The organism is Streptococcus sp. SCPM-O-B-15277 (M60), assembly GCF_058200335.1.
In genome coordinates this window covers 197,137-213,256 of the sequence record NZ_JBYQGR010000001.1, presented here as the reverse complement: position 1 = coordinate 213,256, position 16,120 = coordinate 197,137, and the positions used below count along the sequence as shown (strand labels likewise).

Genomic DNA, 16,120 nt, shown 5'->3' with positions numbered 1-16,120 from the left:
TCTGAATGATTTGCTCTCATTCATGAATGTAAAGGAATTATATGGAAGTTTATTTTACAGGTACGATTGAACGTATTATTTTTGAAAATATCAGCAACTTTTACCGTATTCTCCTTTTAGATATCGATGATACCAATGCCGAAAACTTTGATGATTTCGAGATCATTGTTACAGGGACCATGGCTGATGTCATTGAGGGAGAGGAATACACTTTTTGGGGGCAGATTGTCCAACACTCCAAATACGGGGAACAACTCCAAATCACTCGCTACGAACGAGCAAAGCCAACTAGTAAAGGATTGGTCAAGTATTTTTCAAGTAGCCACTTCAAAGGGATTGGTCTTAAAACTGCCCAAAAAATTGTGGAACTCTATGGAGACAATACCATCGATGAAATTCTGGAGCATCCTGAGAAGCTCGAAACCATCTCAGGACTATCTTCTAAAAGTCGTGAGGCCTTCGTTTCTACCCTCCGCCTCAACTACGGTACAGAAATGATCTTGGCCAAACTTGCTAACTACGGGATTCCAAATAAATTAGCTATTCAAATCCAGGATACTTATAAAGAGGAAACCATCGATATTGTTGAAAATTATCCTTATCAGTTAGTAGAGGATATCAAAGGCTTGGGCTTTACCATCGCTGACCAATTAGCAGAAGAACTTGGCATTGAAAGTCAGGCCCCCGAACGTTTCCGAGCAGGACTCATTCATAGCCTTTTAAACGCTTGTATGGAAAGTGGGGACACTTATATTGAAGCTAGAGACTTATTAGAAAAGACTCTAGATCTATTGGAATCCTCACGTCCTGTAGAACTGGAACCAAGTCAACTTTCTCAAGAACTGTCCAACCTCATCGAAGAAGAAAAAGTCCAACAGATTGACACTAAAATCTTTGATAACAGTCTCTTTTTTGCAGAAGAAGGGATTCATAATCACCTCATTCGTATCCTTGAAAAAAAAGAAAGCGAACAACACGAAACAAAAATCATTCAGGAGCATATCGCAACGGTTGAGGAAGAATTAGGCATTCAATACGATACCATTCAAAAACAGGCCATCTGCGATGCTATCCAAAACAAGGTCTTTATCCTGACAGGTGGACCTGGTACGGGTAAAACCACTGTTATCAATGGTATTATTGCTGTCTATGCTCTATTAGAGGGACTGGACCTTAAAAAGAAAAGTATTCTACCGATTCTCCTAGCTGCTCCCACTGGTCGTGCAGCGCGTCGTATGAATGAACTGACAGGCTTGCCTAGTGCAACCATTCACCGCCACTTGGGGATGACTGGAGACGACGACACTAGCCATTTGGAAGATTATCTAGATGCTGACTTTATCATCGTAGATGAGTTTTCCATGGTAGATACCTGGTTAGCCAATCAACTCTTCTCAAACATCTCCTCTAATAGTAAAATTCTCATCGTTGGAGATAGTGACCAGTTGCCATCGGTTAGCCCTGGTCAAGTTCTGGCTGACTTACTCCAGATTCCAAGTATCCCGCAGACGAGATTGGAACGAATATATCGTCAGAGCGAAGAATCAACCATTGTCACCCTTGCTAGTCAGATTCGTCAGGGAATTTTGCCTGCAGATTTCACCAAGAAAAAAGCAGACCGTTCCTACTTTGAAATCGCCAGTAATCATATCCCAGCTACCATTGAAAAAATCCTAGACGCAGCCATTAGAAGTGGTATCCCTGCTCGAGACATCCAAGTTCTTGCTCCTATGTATCGTGGTGCAGCAGGAATCGATGCCATCAATCAACTCATGCAAGAACTACTTAATCCTCTTCAAAAGGGACAAATTAGTTTTGAAGCAAGCCAATTTCAGTATCGTACGGGAGATAAGGTCATTCATCTGGTCAACGATGCAGAAGTCAATGTTTTTAACGGAGACCTAGGCTACATTACGGACCTCATCCCTGCTAAATACACCGAGTCCAAACAGGATGAAATGATGATTGATTTTGATGGAAACGAGGTTTCCTATCCTCGAAATGAATGGTACAAGATCCGTCTTGCCTATGCCATGAGTATCCATAAGTCACAAGGGAGCGAGTTTCCAGTTGTGATTCTTCCAATTACTAGTGCTAGCAAGCGCATGCTGGAGCGTAATCTCATCTACACTGCTATTACTCGGGCCAAAAGCAAACTCATCCTACTCGGTGAACTTCAAGCCTTTGACTATGCGACCAAACATATCGGAACAGCTCGTAAAACCTATCTGATTGAACGTTTCAGTGACTTAACTGAAAGTTCTGAGGAACGAAACGAGCCTGTTCTCGAAATCACAGAACCGACGGCCCCTCATCAATCTTACATCCTAACCGAAGAAAACTGGTCTAATATTCCAGCTATGATTGGGATTAGCCACGATGACCTTGATGAGTTTTTCGGAAAATAAAGCACAAAAAAACCACCGATCCGGTGGTTTTTTATCTTTTCAGATTATTTTACTGTTGCAGTGCTTGTGATCAATTCAACAGCTTTCTTGATTGTGATATCGTGTTTCAACATGTCTGCTGAAAGCAAGCTTTGTACTTGGGCAACTTCCATGTTGTAATCTGCAGCCAATTGCTCGATTTCTTTTTGGATTTCTTCTTCAGTAGCGTCAAATCCTTCAGCTTTCGCAACTGCTTCGATAACAAGGTTTGTCTTCGTGCGTGACTCAGCTTCTGCTTCGTATTGTTTGTGAAGGTCTTCTTGAGTAGTTCCAGTGATTTGGAAATACATGTCTGGGTTGATACCTTGACGTTGCAAGTTTCCTAGGAATTCGTTTACTGAACGGTGAACTTCTTCGTGGATCATTTCTTCTGGAAGTTCTACGATTTCAGCGTTTTCTACAGCTTTATCAATTGCTGCACCTTCAACGGCATCTTTGTATGCTTCTTCTTTAGCAGCAGCCAATTCCTTGCGGTATTTTTCTTTCAATTCAGCAAGTGTTTCAACTTCTTCATCGATATCTTTTGCAAGTTCATCGTCAAGAGCTGGAACTTCTTTAGCTTTAACTTCGTGGATAGTTGTTACGAATTTAGCTTCTTTACCAGCAAGGTCTTCTGCTTGGTAGTCTTCTGGGAATGTTACGATAACGTCAACAGTTTCACCAGCTGAATGTCCAACTAATTGGTCTTCGAAACCAGGGATGAATTGACCTGAACCAAGTCCAAGTGAGAAGTTTTCACCTTTTCCGCCGTCAAATTCAACACCGTCGATAGAACCAACAAAGTCGATAACAACAGTGTCGCCGTTTTCAGCAGCACCTTCTTTGATCACCAATTCAGCCAAGTTGTTGCGTTCACGTTCGATACGCTCTTCAACATCAGCGTCAGTTACTTCTTTATCTACATCAACTGATACTTCAAGGTTTTTGTATTCACCCAATTTTACTTCAGGTTTTGTAACAACTTCAGCAGTGATAACCCAATCTTGACCTTTTTCCATAGAAGTTACGTCAATTTTTGGTTGAGCAACTACTTCAAGACCAGCTTCTTTAACAGCTGCTTCATAAGCGTCTGGCAAAAGAGCGTTCATTGCATCTTGGTAAAGTGCTTCTTCACCAAATTTTTGGTCGAAGATAGGACGTGGAAGGTGACCTTTGCGGAAACCTGGAACGTTAAGAGTTTTCTTTACTGAGTTAAATACACGGTCCAATTCTGGTTTGATTTGGTCTTGAGAGATAGTGAAAGTCAAGACACCACGGTTTGTTTCTTTGTTTTCAAATGATACAGACATTCTGTCATTTCTCCTTAAAATTTTTAATACAGTCCATTATACCATATAGTAGCGAACTTTTTCAAGTAATGGATGCGCTTTTCGTCCATGCTTCAGTTACATCCTATATCCCTTAAAATTCATCAGAAGCCACCAAATGATGTTGAAAAGCATAAACTGCTGCCTGGGTACGATCACTGACCTCAAGTTTGGCTAGGATATTGGAGACATGGGTCTTGACTGTCTTTAGGGAGATAAAGAGCTCATCTGCAATGCGCTGATTTTCATAACCCTTGGCAATCAGTTGAAGGACATCGCGTTCTCGCGCAGTTAATTCTTCGTGAAGTTCCATATGATTGCGGTGGTATTCGACCTTCTTGCTCACCTCTTGTTCAATAGCTATTTCTCCAGCTGCCACCTTTTGAACAGCATGAAACAATTCATCGGCACTTGATGTCTTGAGCATATAGCCTTTAGCCCCAGCATTTAAGACTGGCATGATTTTTTCATTGTCTAGGTAAGAGGTCACTATCAAGATTTTAGCCTCTGGCCATTCTTTGAGAATAGCTAGGGTTGCGTCAATCCCGTTGACTTCTGGCATCACAATATCCATCACAATCACATCGGGGCGAAGATCTAAAGCCATTGCAATTCCTTCGGCTCCATTAGTTGCCTCTCCAACAACTTCTACACCATCTTGTAATTCAAAATAACTTTTTAAACCAAGACGCACCATTTGGTGGTCATCTACTAATAATAGTTTCATTTTATTTCCTTTTGTTCATCAATCCAGCAAGGGTATACGAATATCCACTGCCAACCCCTGCTTGGGCGCTGTTAATAGTTGGATGGTCCCCGCCATATCTTCCACTCGTTCTTTGATATTCCTTAGTCCATAGCTAAGTTCATCAACATCACCTAGCTGAAAGCCACGACCATTGTCTACTACCTTTAACTGCAACTCTGTTTCCGTTTGATAAAGATAAACATCCAGACAAGAAGCCTGGGCATGACGAAGCGTATTACTGAACAATTCTTGGACGATACGAAAGACATGCTCCTCAATCTTTTTAGGTAGTTGGTCTACCTGATGTTTAAAGCTGACTTTGAGTTCACTTTTTTCTTCCAATTCTTTGAGAAGCAACTGAATCCCCTCAACCAGACTCTTTTGTTCCAGTTCGATTGGTCGTAAATGTAAAAGTAGAATACGTAAATCTCTTTGGGCTGTCTCCAAAATAGCTGTCACACTCTGGAGTTGTGTCTGCATCTTCTCTTTGTCTAATCTGGAAGCTTGTTGACTGAGTCCTGATAACATCATATGGGCCGCAAAAATTTCCTGACTAACTGTGTCGTGCAAGTCACGCGCAATTCGCTTGCGCTCCTTTTCAATAACCTGCTCTTCCTTGACCAAGACTTGATTATCTGCTTTTTGAATAGCTTCTGTCAACAAAGCAAACTTGCCTGATAAATTTTTAAAACTTGCGTCTAAGTCGGCATCCCCAAGACTTTTAATATCTTTACCAGTCAGCAGATTTTTAAGATTTGCTTGGATTCTTCTTCTTGAAATTTCGTCAACCATTGTCCAAAATAGGACTAATAAAAAGGCTAGAGCAAGACTAAACATCAAAGCTAGAAATAGGACTTTTTCTGTCTTCTCTATATCTTGGAAAAGAGAAGTCCACTCCAAATCTAAGACCTTAAAAATACTTCGAAATAGAAAAGCGACAAAGAGAACAGAGGTGAGTCCAATTAAAATATAGGGTTGTTTTTTCATCCTCTCACCACCTCAACATCTCCAACCATGGTTGTTAAGAAAATCTTAACACTCTTAGGACTCTTGAGATAGTCTCTGGTTTCTTGATGGAATTGTTCATTGCGTAAAGCACGCTTAGGCTGGTCAAAGAAGGTTAAATCTCCATACAGAGAATTGACACTAAGGCTGACTTCTACATCCACTGGTACGATAATTCTTGTCGTACCTACTAGTTTTCTCAAGATGATGACATTGTCATGATTGCTCAAAATCACATGCTCCAAATGAATAGTATCTTTCCCCATAAGACGAAAGAGATTAATATCATCAAAACGACAGGTCTGGTAGCTTGAGAAGTGATGAAGATTTCCAAACCAACGATTTTTCTCCCTCTTTACAGTTATGACATCTTCAAAGACTAGGTTGGTATCTTCTCTTTCTTGATTCATCATGGGATAAAGCAAGAAAAGGCTGTATATCAAGGCCACAAAGATAGCTAAAATAACAAAGGGATTGAGCATGATAATAAAGAAAAATAGGATGCTCACTGCCACTAATATGAGGTTATTGCCCTGTCTTCCAGTATAGTATCGAATCAGCAGTAAAAACAAGAGCAAGATCAGTAGAAAACGGGAAAAATGCTCTGATACCATCATAATCAGAGCTCCTGTCAATAAACAAGCTTCAATAAATAGAAAAATTTGAAATTTTCTCATGTAACCGTCCTCTCTATTTTATTTTATCACAAATCCCAAAAGTCACATCAGTCTGAGGAATGATAAAGAGACCGGGACTATAATCCCGATCTCTTTCCTTACATTTGATCTTTTGCTTCTTTTAATTTTCCATACAGGAGATAGTCGACCTCTTGCAAGTCCTCAATCCTTGCACAATTAAGGGCACACATAATCAAGCGTAGTTCTTCCTTCCATCCTTCAACAATGGAAATAACGACATTAACAGAGTAATTTTCAACCAGCTCTAACATCGTGCGTGATAGACCAACTGCCTTGGCTCCAAAGACCAAGCATTTGATGATATCTAGTGGATTGCGAACTCCCCCACTAACCAACAGTTCCATCTTGTCTTTCCAGTCTTGGGCATTCAGAAGAGCCTGCATGGTCGATTGACCCCAATCATTGAGGTAGTCACGTTGACCACTGCGACGGTTTTCAATATAAGCAAAGCTGGTCCCGCCACGACCAGACAAATCAACTGTTCGTATTCCCATCTCATAAGCCTTAGCAATGGTATTCACATCCATGCCAAAGCCGACTTCTTTTAAAACAAGTGGCACAGAAATCTGATTAGCATAATCTGAAAGATTATGCTGCCATAATCTAAATTGACGTTCACCCTCTGGCATGAGTAATTCCTGCATGACATTAACATGAACTTGCAAGAGAAGGGGATTCATCTCTTTTACTGTTTGTAATCCTAGTTCTACAGGTTTGTCTAAACCAATATTGGTTCCAAGAAGGAGGTCAGGGTAACTAGTTTTGACTGAAAAAGAGTCATCTGAAGGATCCTTAAGAGCAGCACTGTAGGAACCTGTTACAAATAAAATTCCACAAGCCTCTGCCACCTGGGCCAATTTTTGATTGATTTCTCTCCCCTTGTCACTCCCACCTGTCATAGCATTGATATAAAAGGGGAAATCCCATTTTCGACCAGCAAATTCTGTCGAAAGATCAATTTCATCTAAGTCATATAAGGGTAGCGAGGAGTGGATCAACTCCACTTCATCAAAACTATTATAAGTACTGTTTTGTTCAAGGGCATAGCGGATGTGTTCATCCTTCCGATTTATCGTCATGTCCCATCCTTTCTTGATATAAGAGCTCAATTCCTAAATCAGCCCAGCGTTTTTTCAGTAATGTGGTTGAATCTTGGTCAAAGCTAAGTGCAATCCCACAGTCTCCTCCACCAGCACCACTACTCTTAGCAACAGCTTTCAAGTCTCGGCTGGCATTTTTTAATTGCCTTAGCAAAGGTGTGTAAATATCTGAACTCAAGCCTTCTAAAAGTTGGCTGGCTTGTTCCAGCAAGTCAATAATGGTTTCTTCTTGACCTACCTCCAAAGCCTTTACCAAGTTAGCTACTGTTTCTTTTGAAGCCTGTAAAAAGCTAGAGTTCATATTATCCTTGATTTGCTTGACCATATGACTTGATACAGCCACTTCCTTGGTCCAAGCAACCAGAAAATCAAATTTCAAGGCCGGTTCAACGTTCGCAATCGAAAAGCCCCACTCACGACCTAATACAGCCTGCAATTCTTCCTTTTCTAGCCAATGTGCCACTTTCTTACGATCAAAAGATTGATAGAGGACTAGATCTTCTGATACGATACAGGCAATGTCCCCCATGGAGCCGTTGTCCCCACGTTTAAGAAGTACAGCACTCGCCAATTTAAACAAGAGTTCTCTGTCAGCTAATCTTTCATAGAAGGCAAGCATGGCCTTGATAACCAAGACAACTACACTACCACTAGAACCCAGACCAAACTTCTTCCCCTCACGCTCCATTTTCCCACGAATGTCTAAAGAAAAAGGATGCAGTTCAACTCCTTGGGCAGTTAGATACTCCTCCACCAAGGCAACTGTTTCTTGAATCAAGGCATAAGAAGAATCTGGTCTCATGTCCACACTATAGGTAAACATATCTGAGTAAAGACGATAATCATTAGACGCTTTAATCTCAGCCGTCATATAGATGGGAATAGCCTTGATTAGCGCTAATTGTCCTGGCTCTAAAATGGCATACTCACCAGCCCAATAGAGCTTCCCACAAGTTTTAACAATCGTCATCTTGGCTCAAATCCTTTGTTTTTGAAACGATTAAGCGATAGCGTTGACCTAAAAGTTCTGATAAATGTTCCAAGTCCTCTTCCAAGCAAAGAACCTTGACATTAGGGCCCGCATCCATGGTAAAGTAGCAAGATTCTCCTTGTTCTCTAAGCTGACGAACAAAATCCATAGCCTCATAACTAGCATCTGTCAGATAAGAGAAGGATGGAGTTGCAGTTTTTGTCGTAGCATGCATAGCTAACGCGTTCTTCTCTGTCAATTCTCCAACTTTCTTAAAGTCATTTTCCTTGAGGTAGACTAACATATCCTTGTAATCTTGTTCAGATTGACGAATCCACTCATCAAAAGTTGTCGAAGTCTCCACACAGAGCTTCATCCCATCTCGACTAGAGATTGGTTTTTTCTGGTCTTCCAAGACCAACATAATCATAGCGAGTTTCAAGTCAGTTTCGACAGGATAGATCTCTCCACTATCCTTGTCCCAGGCTGCCAAGGGGCCATAAAAACTACGAGATGAAGAACCCGATGCAAACTTAGCTTCCAAGGCCAATTCTCTGCGATTCAGTCCAAGTTGGAAATATGCATTACAAGCTTTGACCAAGGCAGATAAACCACTGGAACTTGAAGAAAGGCCTGCTGCTGTTGGCATATTGTTCTTAGTATCGATACGAACAAACCCTGCTCCTTCAGGACGGTAGCGGTCAATGATTTTACGCATCTTGGCATGCTCAGCTTCGTTTTGCAACTGACCATTGATGTAAAAGGCATCCGCCTTTGCATCTGCTGGTAAAGGAGAAAGTGTCGTCTCCGTATACATATTTTCTAAAGTCAGAGAGATACTGCTAGTCGCAGGAACCATCTCTTTTTCTGCTTTCTTTCCCCAATATTTAATAATAGCAATATTGGCATAGGAACGTACTGTTACAGGCTTTCGATCCATGTCTGAACAGCTCCTTTCTCTTCTAATCTTTCAGCTAAATCTTGAGCTTGGTGATAGTCCGCTACTAAGGCTATGATACAGCCACCTAAACCACCACCACTCATCTTAGCACCTAAAGCTCCATGTTGAAGAGCAGTTTCAACCAAGGCATCTGCCTCGAGGCTACTAACTCCTATTTCTTTTAAATTTCCATGTGCTTTTGTTAAAATCTCTCCCAGCATCACGGCATCTCTTGTCTTTATTGCTTCTTCTGCTTGACGGGTCAACTCTCCAAGTGCATACAAGAAAGGTAAAGCTTCCTTACCCTTGCTCTCTACAACTTGAATAGCTTCACGAGTGTGTCCATAGACTCCTGTATCTGCAATAATCAGATAAGCAGACAAGTCCATAGCTAATTCTTCAAAACCAACATTCTTGATAAAACGAATAGGCTGGTCACTAAGGCAGGTCTTAGCATCCAATCCACTAGGATTCATATGGGCAATCATCTCAGCGCGATTGACCAGAATTTCTAACACATCATGCGGAAGTTCTGCTTCAAAATAATCAAATACCGCACGAATAGCTGCAATGCTAATAGCTGCTGAAGAACCCATCCCTCGCTTTTCCGGAATAGCAGAGTCAATTTGGCAACGGATGTAAGCATCTTTGATATTCAGATACTCGAGGGAAGCATAAACTGCCATGGACAAGGTATCCTCTTCAAAAAGGCGCCATGGTGTCGTTGCCGGTACAACCCGACAGGTCACTTCAACCTCTAAAAGAGGCAAAGAGATGGCTGGATAGCCATAAACTACTGCATGCTCTCCTATTAAAATAATTTTACTATGTGCCTGACCGACACCAACTTCTTTTGTCATTTAATCCTACTATCAGACGAAAATCGTCTTTTTCTAGATAAAATTTTAGAACTTTATTCCTTTCTATTTTATTATATTTTCACAAAAAAAGCGATTGTTTCCTTCACAATCGCTTGTTTTCATTACTGGACCCACTCGCCATTATAGTTGACGTAGTAGCCATCTACTGTAGTATTCACAGCTAGGGCACCTGAACTATAGGCATAGTACCATTTCCCATTAACTTGGAACCAGCCTGTCATCATATCGCCATTGCTTGCATTGAGATAGTACCAAGTTGAGCCATCTTGAAGCCAACCTGTCGCAATAGCTCCTGATGAACGGAGGTAATACCAATAGCCATTGATAGAAGCCCAACCTATCTTCATATCCCCATTTTCAGCATCAAGATAATACCAAGTTGAGCCGTCTTGGTACCAGCCAGTTGCCATAGCTCCTGATGAACGAAGATAGTACCACTTGTTACCAAGATATTGCCAACCCGTTTGCATTGTAGCAGTTGTTGGATCTAGATAGTACCAAGTTGAGTTATCATTGATCCAGCCACGTGCGAGTTCCCCAACAGTCAATCTGTTAATGCGAGAATCAAAGCCACCATCCTTCTGTAAATAATACCAGTACCCCTCATCATGAACCCAACCGGTTTTTAAGGTGTGATAACTATTCTGATCTGTAAAATAATAAACACGTTTTTCGGCTGAGCTATCATATTGTTCCCCATGATGTTTGTTGGTATTTGTAGCAGTTTTTGCTTCTAAAACTTGCTTACCAACAAATTCTTGTAGTACCCCATCTTGACCAAAGTAAAACCAATCTGGTCTAAAAGCAATATCTTGCCTTAGAGAAGAACCAATCGTAACCCCTTTGTGTGGAGCAGGTATATATTGCCAGCCGACAACCATCTCTCCAGATAAAGGATCAAAATAATAGTACTTACCATCAATCACTCGCCAGTAGGTTTCTTTGAGTTCCCCCTTCTTGTAGTAGGTTCTACCATTTTCTTGGACAAATTGCCAACCTTCTGAATCAGCATCATCCGCAAATACTGTATTTGTTGCTAACAGACCAAAGAAAAAGACTGTTAGGCTAACTTGCATCATTTTTTTCAAAAAATTCATACGTGTTTCCTCCAAAACAATTGTAGCAAAGACTAAACTACATGTCAATATATACAATCCTCAAAAAAACAGTTGCATTTCTGCAACTGCTTTTCTATTCTTGCATGGTGTAACCCACACCACGAACTGTTTTGATATAACTTTTTTGACCTTTTACGTCAAGTTTACTACGTAGATAACGGATATAAACATCCACGATATTGGTTTCGGTCGCACTTTCATACTTCCAAACACTTTCCAACAATTGCTCACGAGTTAAAACCTTCTTGCTTCCCATAAGGGTCGCTAAAAGATCATATTCCCGGCGTGTCAAAGCAATCATCTCATCACCACGATAGACAGTATGATGTTCAACATCCATACGCAGATTACGATAGGATGTTGGAACTTTCATCTGACTACAATGTTGGTCAATGAAGTCCCGACCTCGAAAAATGGCTGAAATTCGTTCGACCAAATTTTCTATAATCACTGGCTTATAGATGTATGAAACAGCAAAACGCCGGATAGTTTCAAGTTGGTTTTGTAACTCTTCTCGGTGGTCCAAAACCATGATCACTGAAGCTGGTTTTGTCCGACTCAGCTTTTCTGCAAAATCCTGGGCTGTCATATCCCCTAAATGAGCATTCAGTAAAATCAAGTCATAGTCTGTCTGAAGAGCCATGGAAAGAGCATTTTTGCTCTCTTCTACCTGATCAACTCGGTATTGCTCTTTTTGGAGTTCCAGACTTAAAAAATGAGCTAGATTTCTTTCTTTCTCAAGTAATAAAATCCGTTTCCCCATGGCTGACCTACTTATTTTTCGTCATACCAAGAGTAGTGGAATGTTCCTTCTTTGTCTTTACGTTGGTATGTGTGGGCACCAAAGTAATCACGTTGTGCTTGGATCAAGTTCGCTGGAAGGTCAGCTGAACGGTAGCTATCAAAGTAAGTAATGGCTGCTGAGAAGGTTGGTACTGGTACACCAGCTTGAACCGCAAGAGCAACAATATCACGAACAGATTGTTGGTACTTAGCTGTTACATCCAAGAAGTACTCATCCAAAAGAAGGTTGGCAAGATCTGCATCACGGCTGTAAGCATCTGTAATCTTTTGCAAGAAACGAGAACGGATGATACATCCAGCGCGCCAGATAGATGCGATATCTGCAAATGGCAAGTTCCAGTTATTTTCTTTAGAAGCTACACGCAATTGCGCAAAACCTTGTGCGTAAGAAATGATTTTTGAGAAGTAAAGGGCTTGACGGATCTTTTCGATCAACTCAGCCTTATCTCCTTCAAATTTGAAAGCAGCTGGTTTTGGAAGCACCTTGCTAGCGTGTACACGTTCTTCTTTATAAGTAGAAATGTAACGTGCAAATACTGATTCCGTAATGAGTGACAATGGCACGCCAAGGTCAAGCGCTGATTGACTCGTCCATTTACCAGTTCCCTTGTTTCCTGCAGCATCAAGGATGTAGTCTACGATTGGTCCATCTTGACCTTCATCATCTTTGCGTCCAAGAATGTCAGCAGTGATTTCGATCAAGTAGCTGTCCAATTCTCCCTTGTTCCACTCAGTAAAGATTTCAGCCATATCTTGAGCTGAAAGGCCAAGTAAGTGTTGCATCAAATCATAGCTTTCAGCGATTAATTGCATATCACCGTACTCGATACCGTTGTGGACCATTTTCACGTAGTGACCAGCTCCATCAGGACCGATGTAAGTCACACATGGTTTGCCATCTTCTGGTGCTTTTGCAGAGATTTCTTCAAGAACATCTGCTACCAATTCATAAGCTTCTTTTTGTCCACCAGGCATGATAGAAGGACCTTCAAGGGCACCTTTTTCACCACCAGAGACACCAGTACCGATAAAGTTGATTCCAGAGTTTGCCAACTCTTCGTTACGACGGATGGTATCTTTGTAGAAAGTGTTTCCTCCGTCAATCAAGATGTCGCCTTTATCCAAGTGTGGAAGAAGGGCTTGAATGGTTGCATCTGTACCAGGTCCAGCTTGAACCATGAGCATGATACGGCGTGGCTTTTCGATTGAGTTTACGAAGCTTTCAATATCATAGCTTGGCACGAAGTTTTTATCAGGGTGGCTAGCAATTACATCTTCTGTTTTTTCTTTACTACGGTTATAAATGGCAACTGTATAGCCACGAGATTCAATATTAAGGGCAAGGTTACGACCCATTACGGCCATACCCACAACACCAAAGTTAGCTTTTGTCATGTGACACTCCTCTTGTTTAATATGTTTTATTTTATCATGTTTATTTGTGAAAAGAAAGAATTTTATAACGATTGGATTAGTAGTCTAAATCATCCGCATGTCCGGCACCATTCCCCACAAAGTATCCTGTCTTACAGTTTAGAGTGAAGAGATAAGTTCCATCTGGTTTATAAAGATTATAATATCCATTGCCATTCACAATGTTTACACGTTCCAAGATATACTGGTTGCCGGAGATATATCCACGCGCACGGGATGTCTCAAGAATTCTTTCAAGAACACCATCCGCAAAGTTCCATGCAGGATTACTGCTATCGTTCACAGCAGATTGATTGTATGGTACTCGGCTAGCACTTCGTTGTAAATTAACGCCTTCGCTTGACAAACCAGCGTTTGTAGATGCTGCAGTCTCGTTTGTTGAAGTAGATGGACTACTTTCTGTCGTTGGACTTAAAGCTTCCTGGCTAGCAACTGTTGTTGAAGTGGTACTTGCTGTAGTACTTGTTAATTGACTCTTACCGAGGCTGATTGCTTTATCTAGCAGTTTATCAATTTCTGTATTACCAGTCTTGATATCCGTAAATTTGGCATCCGCTTTGATTTTTGCGTTTGTATCCAAGACGCCATCTGTAATAGCTGGGGTCTCAAATTGAGCATTCACTTCTTGGATAGCCTTTATTTGTGTTTCTAAGCTATCGTATTTTGATTTGGCAAGAGTATACTCTCTCGCTCCTTCAAGTTTGTCTAGAAGTTCCTTCAATTGATTTAGTTGACTAAACTGGCTATTTTTAAGAGCTGTTTTATTTTCATCAGTATAAAATGTGTCATAGAGCGTATTAAATTGTTCATAGACTGACTGATTGCTTACCAGGCCTGAATCTGCTGCCTTAGTTTGAAGCTCTTGAGAAGAACGCGTAATCTGACGATAAACATAATAGCTACCTCCCAAAATTAAGAGGACTACTAAAATAATAGATGATAAAATCGCCCATTTCTTTTTATTTTGTGGTTGATCATCTGTTTGAGCATAACGAGACAAGGGTTGCAGTTGATCTTCATTTTCCTCATAAACCACTGCAGCTTCGGAGTTATCAACCTCAGTCATTTCAACAGCTTCCAATTCATCCTTAAAAGGTTGCTCGAGAATTCTCGTTTCCTCTTCATCAGCTTCTTGAGCAACAATCTCAGTTGTCTCTGTGGCTACTGCAAGAGCAATTGCATCCTCTTCCGGACTTAAGACATTTTCTTGTTCAGTAGTTTCTCTCACTTCTTGGATCATATCATCCAAGCTTTGAGTAGACTCCTCTTTTTTCGTTTGTAAATTTTCAAATTTGTCGGCTTCGATTTCTTCACGGTGTTGCTTGATATATTTGTCCAAGATGGTATCATCTGAAGTCACACCAGCCTCAACTTCTTCATTCTTACGAATAGCCTGACCAACCGTTAAATCTTTAGCCTCTTCAAATTCAAATTTAGATTCTTGCTCATCCTTGTGATGGCGATTGCGTCTTTTCTTACTCATTTGCATTCCTTTCTATTTCGACATCTTGTCTTTTCACTCGTTGACCAAAATATTGATATAAATCAACTTTCAAAGTACCATTATAGAGTTTCCGTTTTTTATCTGCCTGACTACCGTATTTACTTTCAAAAGCTTCATCACTGGTCAGGATAAATTTACTCCAGGTTTTAAGTGGTGCAAATACGTCTCCCATCTCTGCATAGAGCTTTGTTACTCCTGCATCATCTGATAAGCGTTCCCCATATGGTGGATTCGAAATAATAACTCCATTAATCTTATCTGTTCGCAAATCCTGCAGGCGCATCTGCTTAAAGTGGATATCCTTAGAAACCCCCGCTACCTGAGCATTTGCCTTAGCAATTTCCACCATGCGTCCATCGATATCACAACCCATAATGTCTAGCTCAATCTCACGATTAATCTTTTTGCTAGCTTCCGTACGAATCTCCTGAATCAAACGATCACTAACCCAATTCCATTCTTCGAAAGCAAAGGAACGGCGTATGCCTGGCGCCATATTACGAGCAATCATAGCTGCCTCAATACAGAAGGTTCCTGAACCACAGGTTGGATCAATCAAAGGTTTATCTGGATACCAGTTTGATAATTGCAGAATTGCTGCTGCCATATTCTCTTTAATAGGAGCACCACCTTTTTCAGTACGATAACCTCGTTTGAAAAGACTAGAGCCACTTGTGTCAATCATGATAGTTGCAACATCTTTAAGAATTGAAACCTCTATTTTAAACTCTGGACCATTTTCCATCAAGGGAACGCCTTCTGGTCGAGCATAATGTTTCTGCAATTTCTTGACAACTGCCTTTTTAGAGATAGCTTGAACACTAGGTTCATTATGAAGTTTTGATTTGACACACTTAGCCTTTGAAATTGGAAAACGCGCTCCAAGTGGTAAATAGTATTCCCAATCTAAGGCAAAAACTCCTTGAAAAAGTTCTTCAAATGTTTTTGCAGGAAAAGTCCCAACAACAATCTTAATCCTATCTGCAGCTCGTAGCCACAAATTGGTTTCAATAATTGTCTTTACATCTCCTTCAAAGCGAACGCGACCATTCTCAACTTGACAGTCATAGCCAAGTGCACGCACTTCCCGACCCACAACAGCCTCTAAGCCTGCTGCAGCAGTCGCGATTAAATTAAATGTTTGTTTCATGTCAGTCTTTAAAG

14 protein-coding genes are annotated in these 16,120 nt (G+C 40.8%); 1 reads left to right on the top strand and 13 read right to left on the bottom strand.

Features of this window, described 5'->3' with window-relative positions; all coding sequences use genetic code 11:
• Positions 1–41: 41 nt before the first annotated feature.
• Positions 42–2,408 (top strand): SF1B family DNA helicase RecD2, encoded by a 2,367-nt coding sequence (recD2, locus tag AC3E9F_RS01105; protein WP_263393951.1) that lies wholly within the window; start codon positions 42–44, stop codon positions 2,406–2,408.
• 44 nt (positions 2,409–2,452) lie between these two features.
• On the opposite strand, the gene tig is transcribed toward recD2, so the two are convergent.
• From tig to AC3E9F_RS01040, 13 genes are all read right to left on the bottom strand, one after another.
• On the bottom strand, positions 2,453–3,736 hold the full coding sequence (gene tig, locus AC3E9F_RS01100; RefSeq protein WP_263393952.1) for a trigger factor: 1,284 nt from the start codon (positions 3,734–3,736) through the stop codon (positions 2,453–2,455).
• 112 nt (positions 3,737–3,848) lie between these two features.
• Positions 3,849–4,481 (bottom strand): response regulator transcription factor, encoded by a 633-nt coding sequence (locus AC3E9F_RS01095; protein WP_263393953.1) that lies wholly within the window; start codon positions 4,479–4,481, stop codon positions 3,849–3,851.
• 18 nt (positions 4,482–4,499) lie between these two features.
• On the bottom strand, positions 4,500–5,489 hold the full coding sequence (locus tag AC3E9F_RS01090) for an envelope stress sensor histidine kinase LiaS (protein WP_263393954.1): 990 nt from the start codon (positions 5,487–5,489) through the stop codon (positions 4,500–4,502).
• A complete protein-coding gene (gene liaF / locus AC3E9F_RS01085; protein ID WP_263393955.1) occupies positions 5,486–6,184 on the bottom strand; it encodes a cell wall-active antibiotics response protein LiaF in 699 nt (232 codons plus the stop codon). Before liaF ends, AC3E9F_RS01090 begins: the two co-directional genes overlap by 4 nt.
• 98 nt (positions 6,185–6,282) lie before the next feature.
• Complete coding sequence (fni, locus tag AC3E9F_RS01080; protein WP_490672691.1) at positions 6,283–7,284, bottom strand: type 2 isopentenyl-diphosphate Delta-isomerase; 1,002 nt, start codon at positions 7,282–7,284, stop codon at positions 6,283–6,285.
• A complete protein-coding gene (locus AC3E9F_RS01075; protein WP_263393957.1) occupies positions 7,262–8,275 on the bottom strand; it encodes a phosphomevalonate kinase in 1,014 nt (337 codons plus the stop codon). Before AC3E9F_RS01075 ends, fni begins: the two co-directional genes overlap by 23 nt.
• On the bottom strand, positions 8,262–9,215 hold the full coding sequence (gene mvaD / locus AC3E9F_RS01070; protein WP_263393958.1) for a diphosphomevalonate decarboxylase: 954 nt from the start codon (positions 9,213–9,215) through the stop codon (positions 8,262–8,264). The genes AC3E9F_RS01075 and mvaD overlap by 14 nt, the downstream gene beginning before the upstream one ends.
• Positions 9,197–10,075 (bottom strand): mevalonate kinase, encoded by an 879-nt coding sequence (gene mvk / locus AC3E9F_RS01065; RefSeq protein WP_490672690.1) that lies wholly within the window; start codon positions 10,073–10,075, stop codon positions 9,197–9,199. The genes mvaD and mvk overlap by 19 nt, the downstream gene beginning before the upstream one ends.
• Before the next feature lie 122 nt (positions 10,076–10,197).
• Positions 10,198–11,193 carry a choline-binding protein CbpF gene (gene cbpF / locus AC3E9F_RS01060; RefSeq protein WP_263393960.1) on the bottom strand — a complete coding sequence of 332 codons (996 nt, stop codon included), beginning with the start codon at positions 11,191–11,193 and terminating at the stop codon, positions 10,198–10,200.
• Between the two features lie 94 nt (positions 11,194–11,287).
• The gene (locus AC3E9F_RS01055) at positions 11,288–11,977 is read right to left on the bottom strand and encodes a response regulator transcription factor (RefSeq protein ID WP_263393961.1); all 690 of its coding nucleotides are present in this window, start codon (positions 11,975–11,977) and stop codon (positions 11,288–11,290) included.
• Between the two features lie 11 nt (positions 11,978–11,988).
• Positions 11,989–13,413: an NADP-dependent phosphogluconate dehydrogenase gene (gene gnd, locus AC3E9F_RS01050; RefSeq protein ID WP_263393962.1), complete on the bottom strand. Its 1,425-nt coding sequence runs from the start codon at positions 13,411–13,413 to the stop codon at positions 11,989–11,991.
• Between the two features lie 76 nt (positions 13,414–13,489).
• Entirely contained in the window at positions 13,490–14,935 is a 1,446-nt protein-coding gene (gene mapZ, locus AC3E9F_RS01045; RefSeq protein WP_263393963.1) for a cell division site-positioning protein MapZ, read from the bottom strand.
• Positions 14,928–16,106, bottom strand: coding sequence for a THUMP domain-containing class I SAM-dependent RNA methyltransferase (locus AC3E9F_RS01040; protein WP_263393964.1), 1,179 nt, complete (start codon positions 16,104–16,106; stop codon positions 14,928–14,930). The genes mapZ and AC3E9F_RS01040 overlap by 8 nt, the downstream gene beginning before the upstream one ends.
• Positions 16,107–16,120: the final 14 nt, after the last annotated feature.

What these genes read in the sequence shown, in the direction of transcription:
- AC3E9F_RS01090 (WP_263393954.1), bottom strand. Translation starts at nt 5,489, where the DNA reads ATGAAAAAACAACCCTATATTTTAATTGGACTCACCTCTGTTCTCTTT.
- AC3E9F_RS01040 (WP_263393964.1), bottom strand. Translation starts at nt 16,106, where the DNA reads ATGAAACAAACATTTAATTTAATCGCGACTGCTGCAGCAGGCTTAGAG.
- cbpF (WP_263393960.1), bottom strand. Translation starts at nt 11,193, where the DNA reads ATGAATTTTTTGAAAAAAATGATGCAAGTTAGCCTAACAGTCTTTTTC.
- fni (WP_490672691.1), bottom strand. Translation starts at nt 7,284, where the DNA reads ATGACGATAAATCGGAAGGATGAACACATCCGCTATGCCCTTGAACAA.
- AC3E9F_RS01095 (WP_263393953.1), bottom strand. Translation starts at nt 4,481, where the DNA reads ATGAAACTATTATTAGTAGATGACCACCAAATGGTGCGTCTTGGTTTA.
- liaF (WP_263393955.1), bottom strand. Translation starts at nt 6,184, where the DNA reads ATGAGAAAATTTCAAATTTTTCTATTTATTGAAGCTTGTTTATTGACA.
- tig (WP_263393952.1), bottom strand. Translation starts at nt 3,736, where the DNA reads ATGTCTGTATCATTTGAAAACAAAGAAACAAACCGTGGTGTCTTGACT.
- mvaD (WP_263393958.1), bottom strand. Translation starts at nt 9,215, where the DNA reads ATGGATCGAAAGCCTGTAACAGTACGTTCCTATGCCAATATTGCTATT.
- gnd (WP_263393962.1), bottom strand. Translation starts at nt 13,413, where the DNA reads ATGACAAAAGCTAACTTTGGTGTTGTGGGTATGGCCGTAATGGGTCGT.
- AC3E9F_RS01075 (WP_263393957.1), bottom strand. Translation starts at nt 8,275, where the DNA reads ATGACGATTGTTAAAACTTGTGGGAAGCTCTATTGGGCTGGTGAGTAT.
- recD2 (WP_263393951.1), top strand. Translation starts at nt 42, where the DNA reads ATGGAAGTTTATTTTACAGGTACGATTGAACGTATTATTTTTGAAAAT.
- mvk (WP_490672690.1), bottom strand. Translation starts at nt 10,075, where the DNA reads ATGACAAAAGAAGTTGGTGTCGGTCAGGCACATAGTAAAATTATTTTA.
- mapZ (WP_263393963.1), bottom strand. Translation starts at nt 14,935, where the DNA reads ATGAGTAAGAAAAGACGCAATCGCCATCACAAGGATGAGCAAGAATCT.
- AC3E9F_RS01055 (WP_263393961.1), bottom strand. Translation starts at nt 11,977, where the DNA reads ATGGGGAAACGGATTTTATTACTTGAGAAAGAAAGAAATCTAGCTCAT.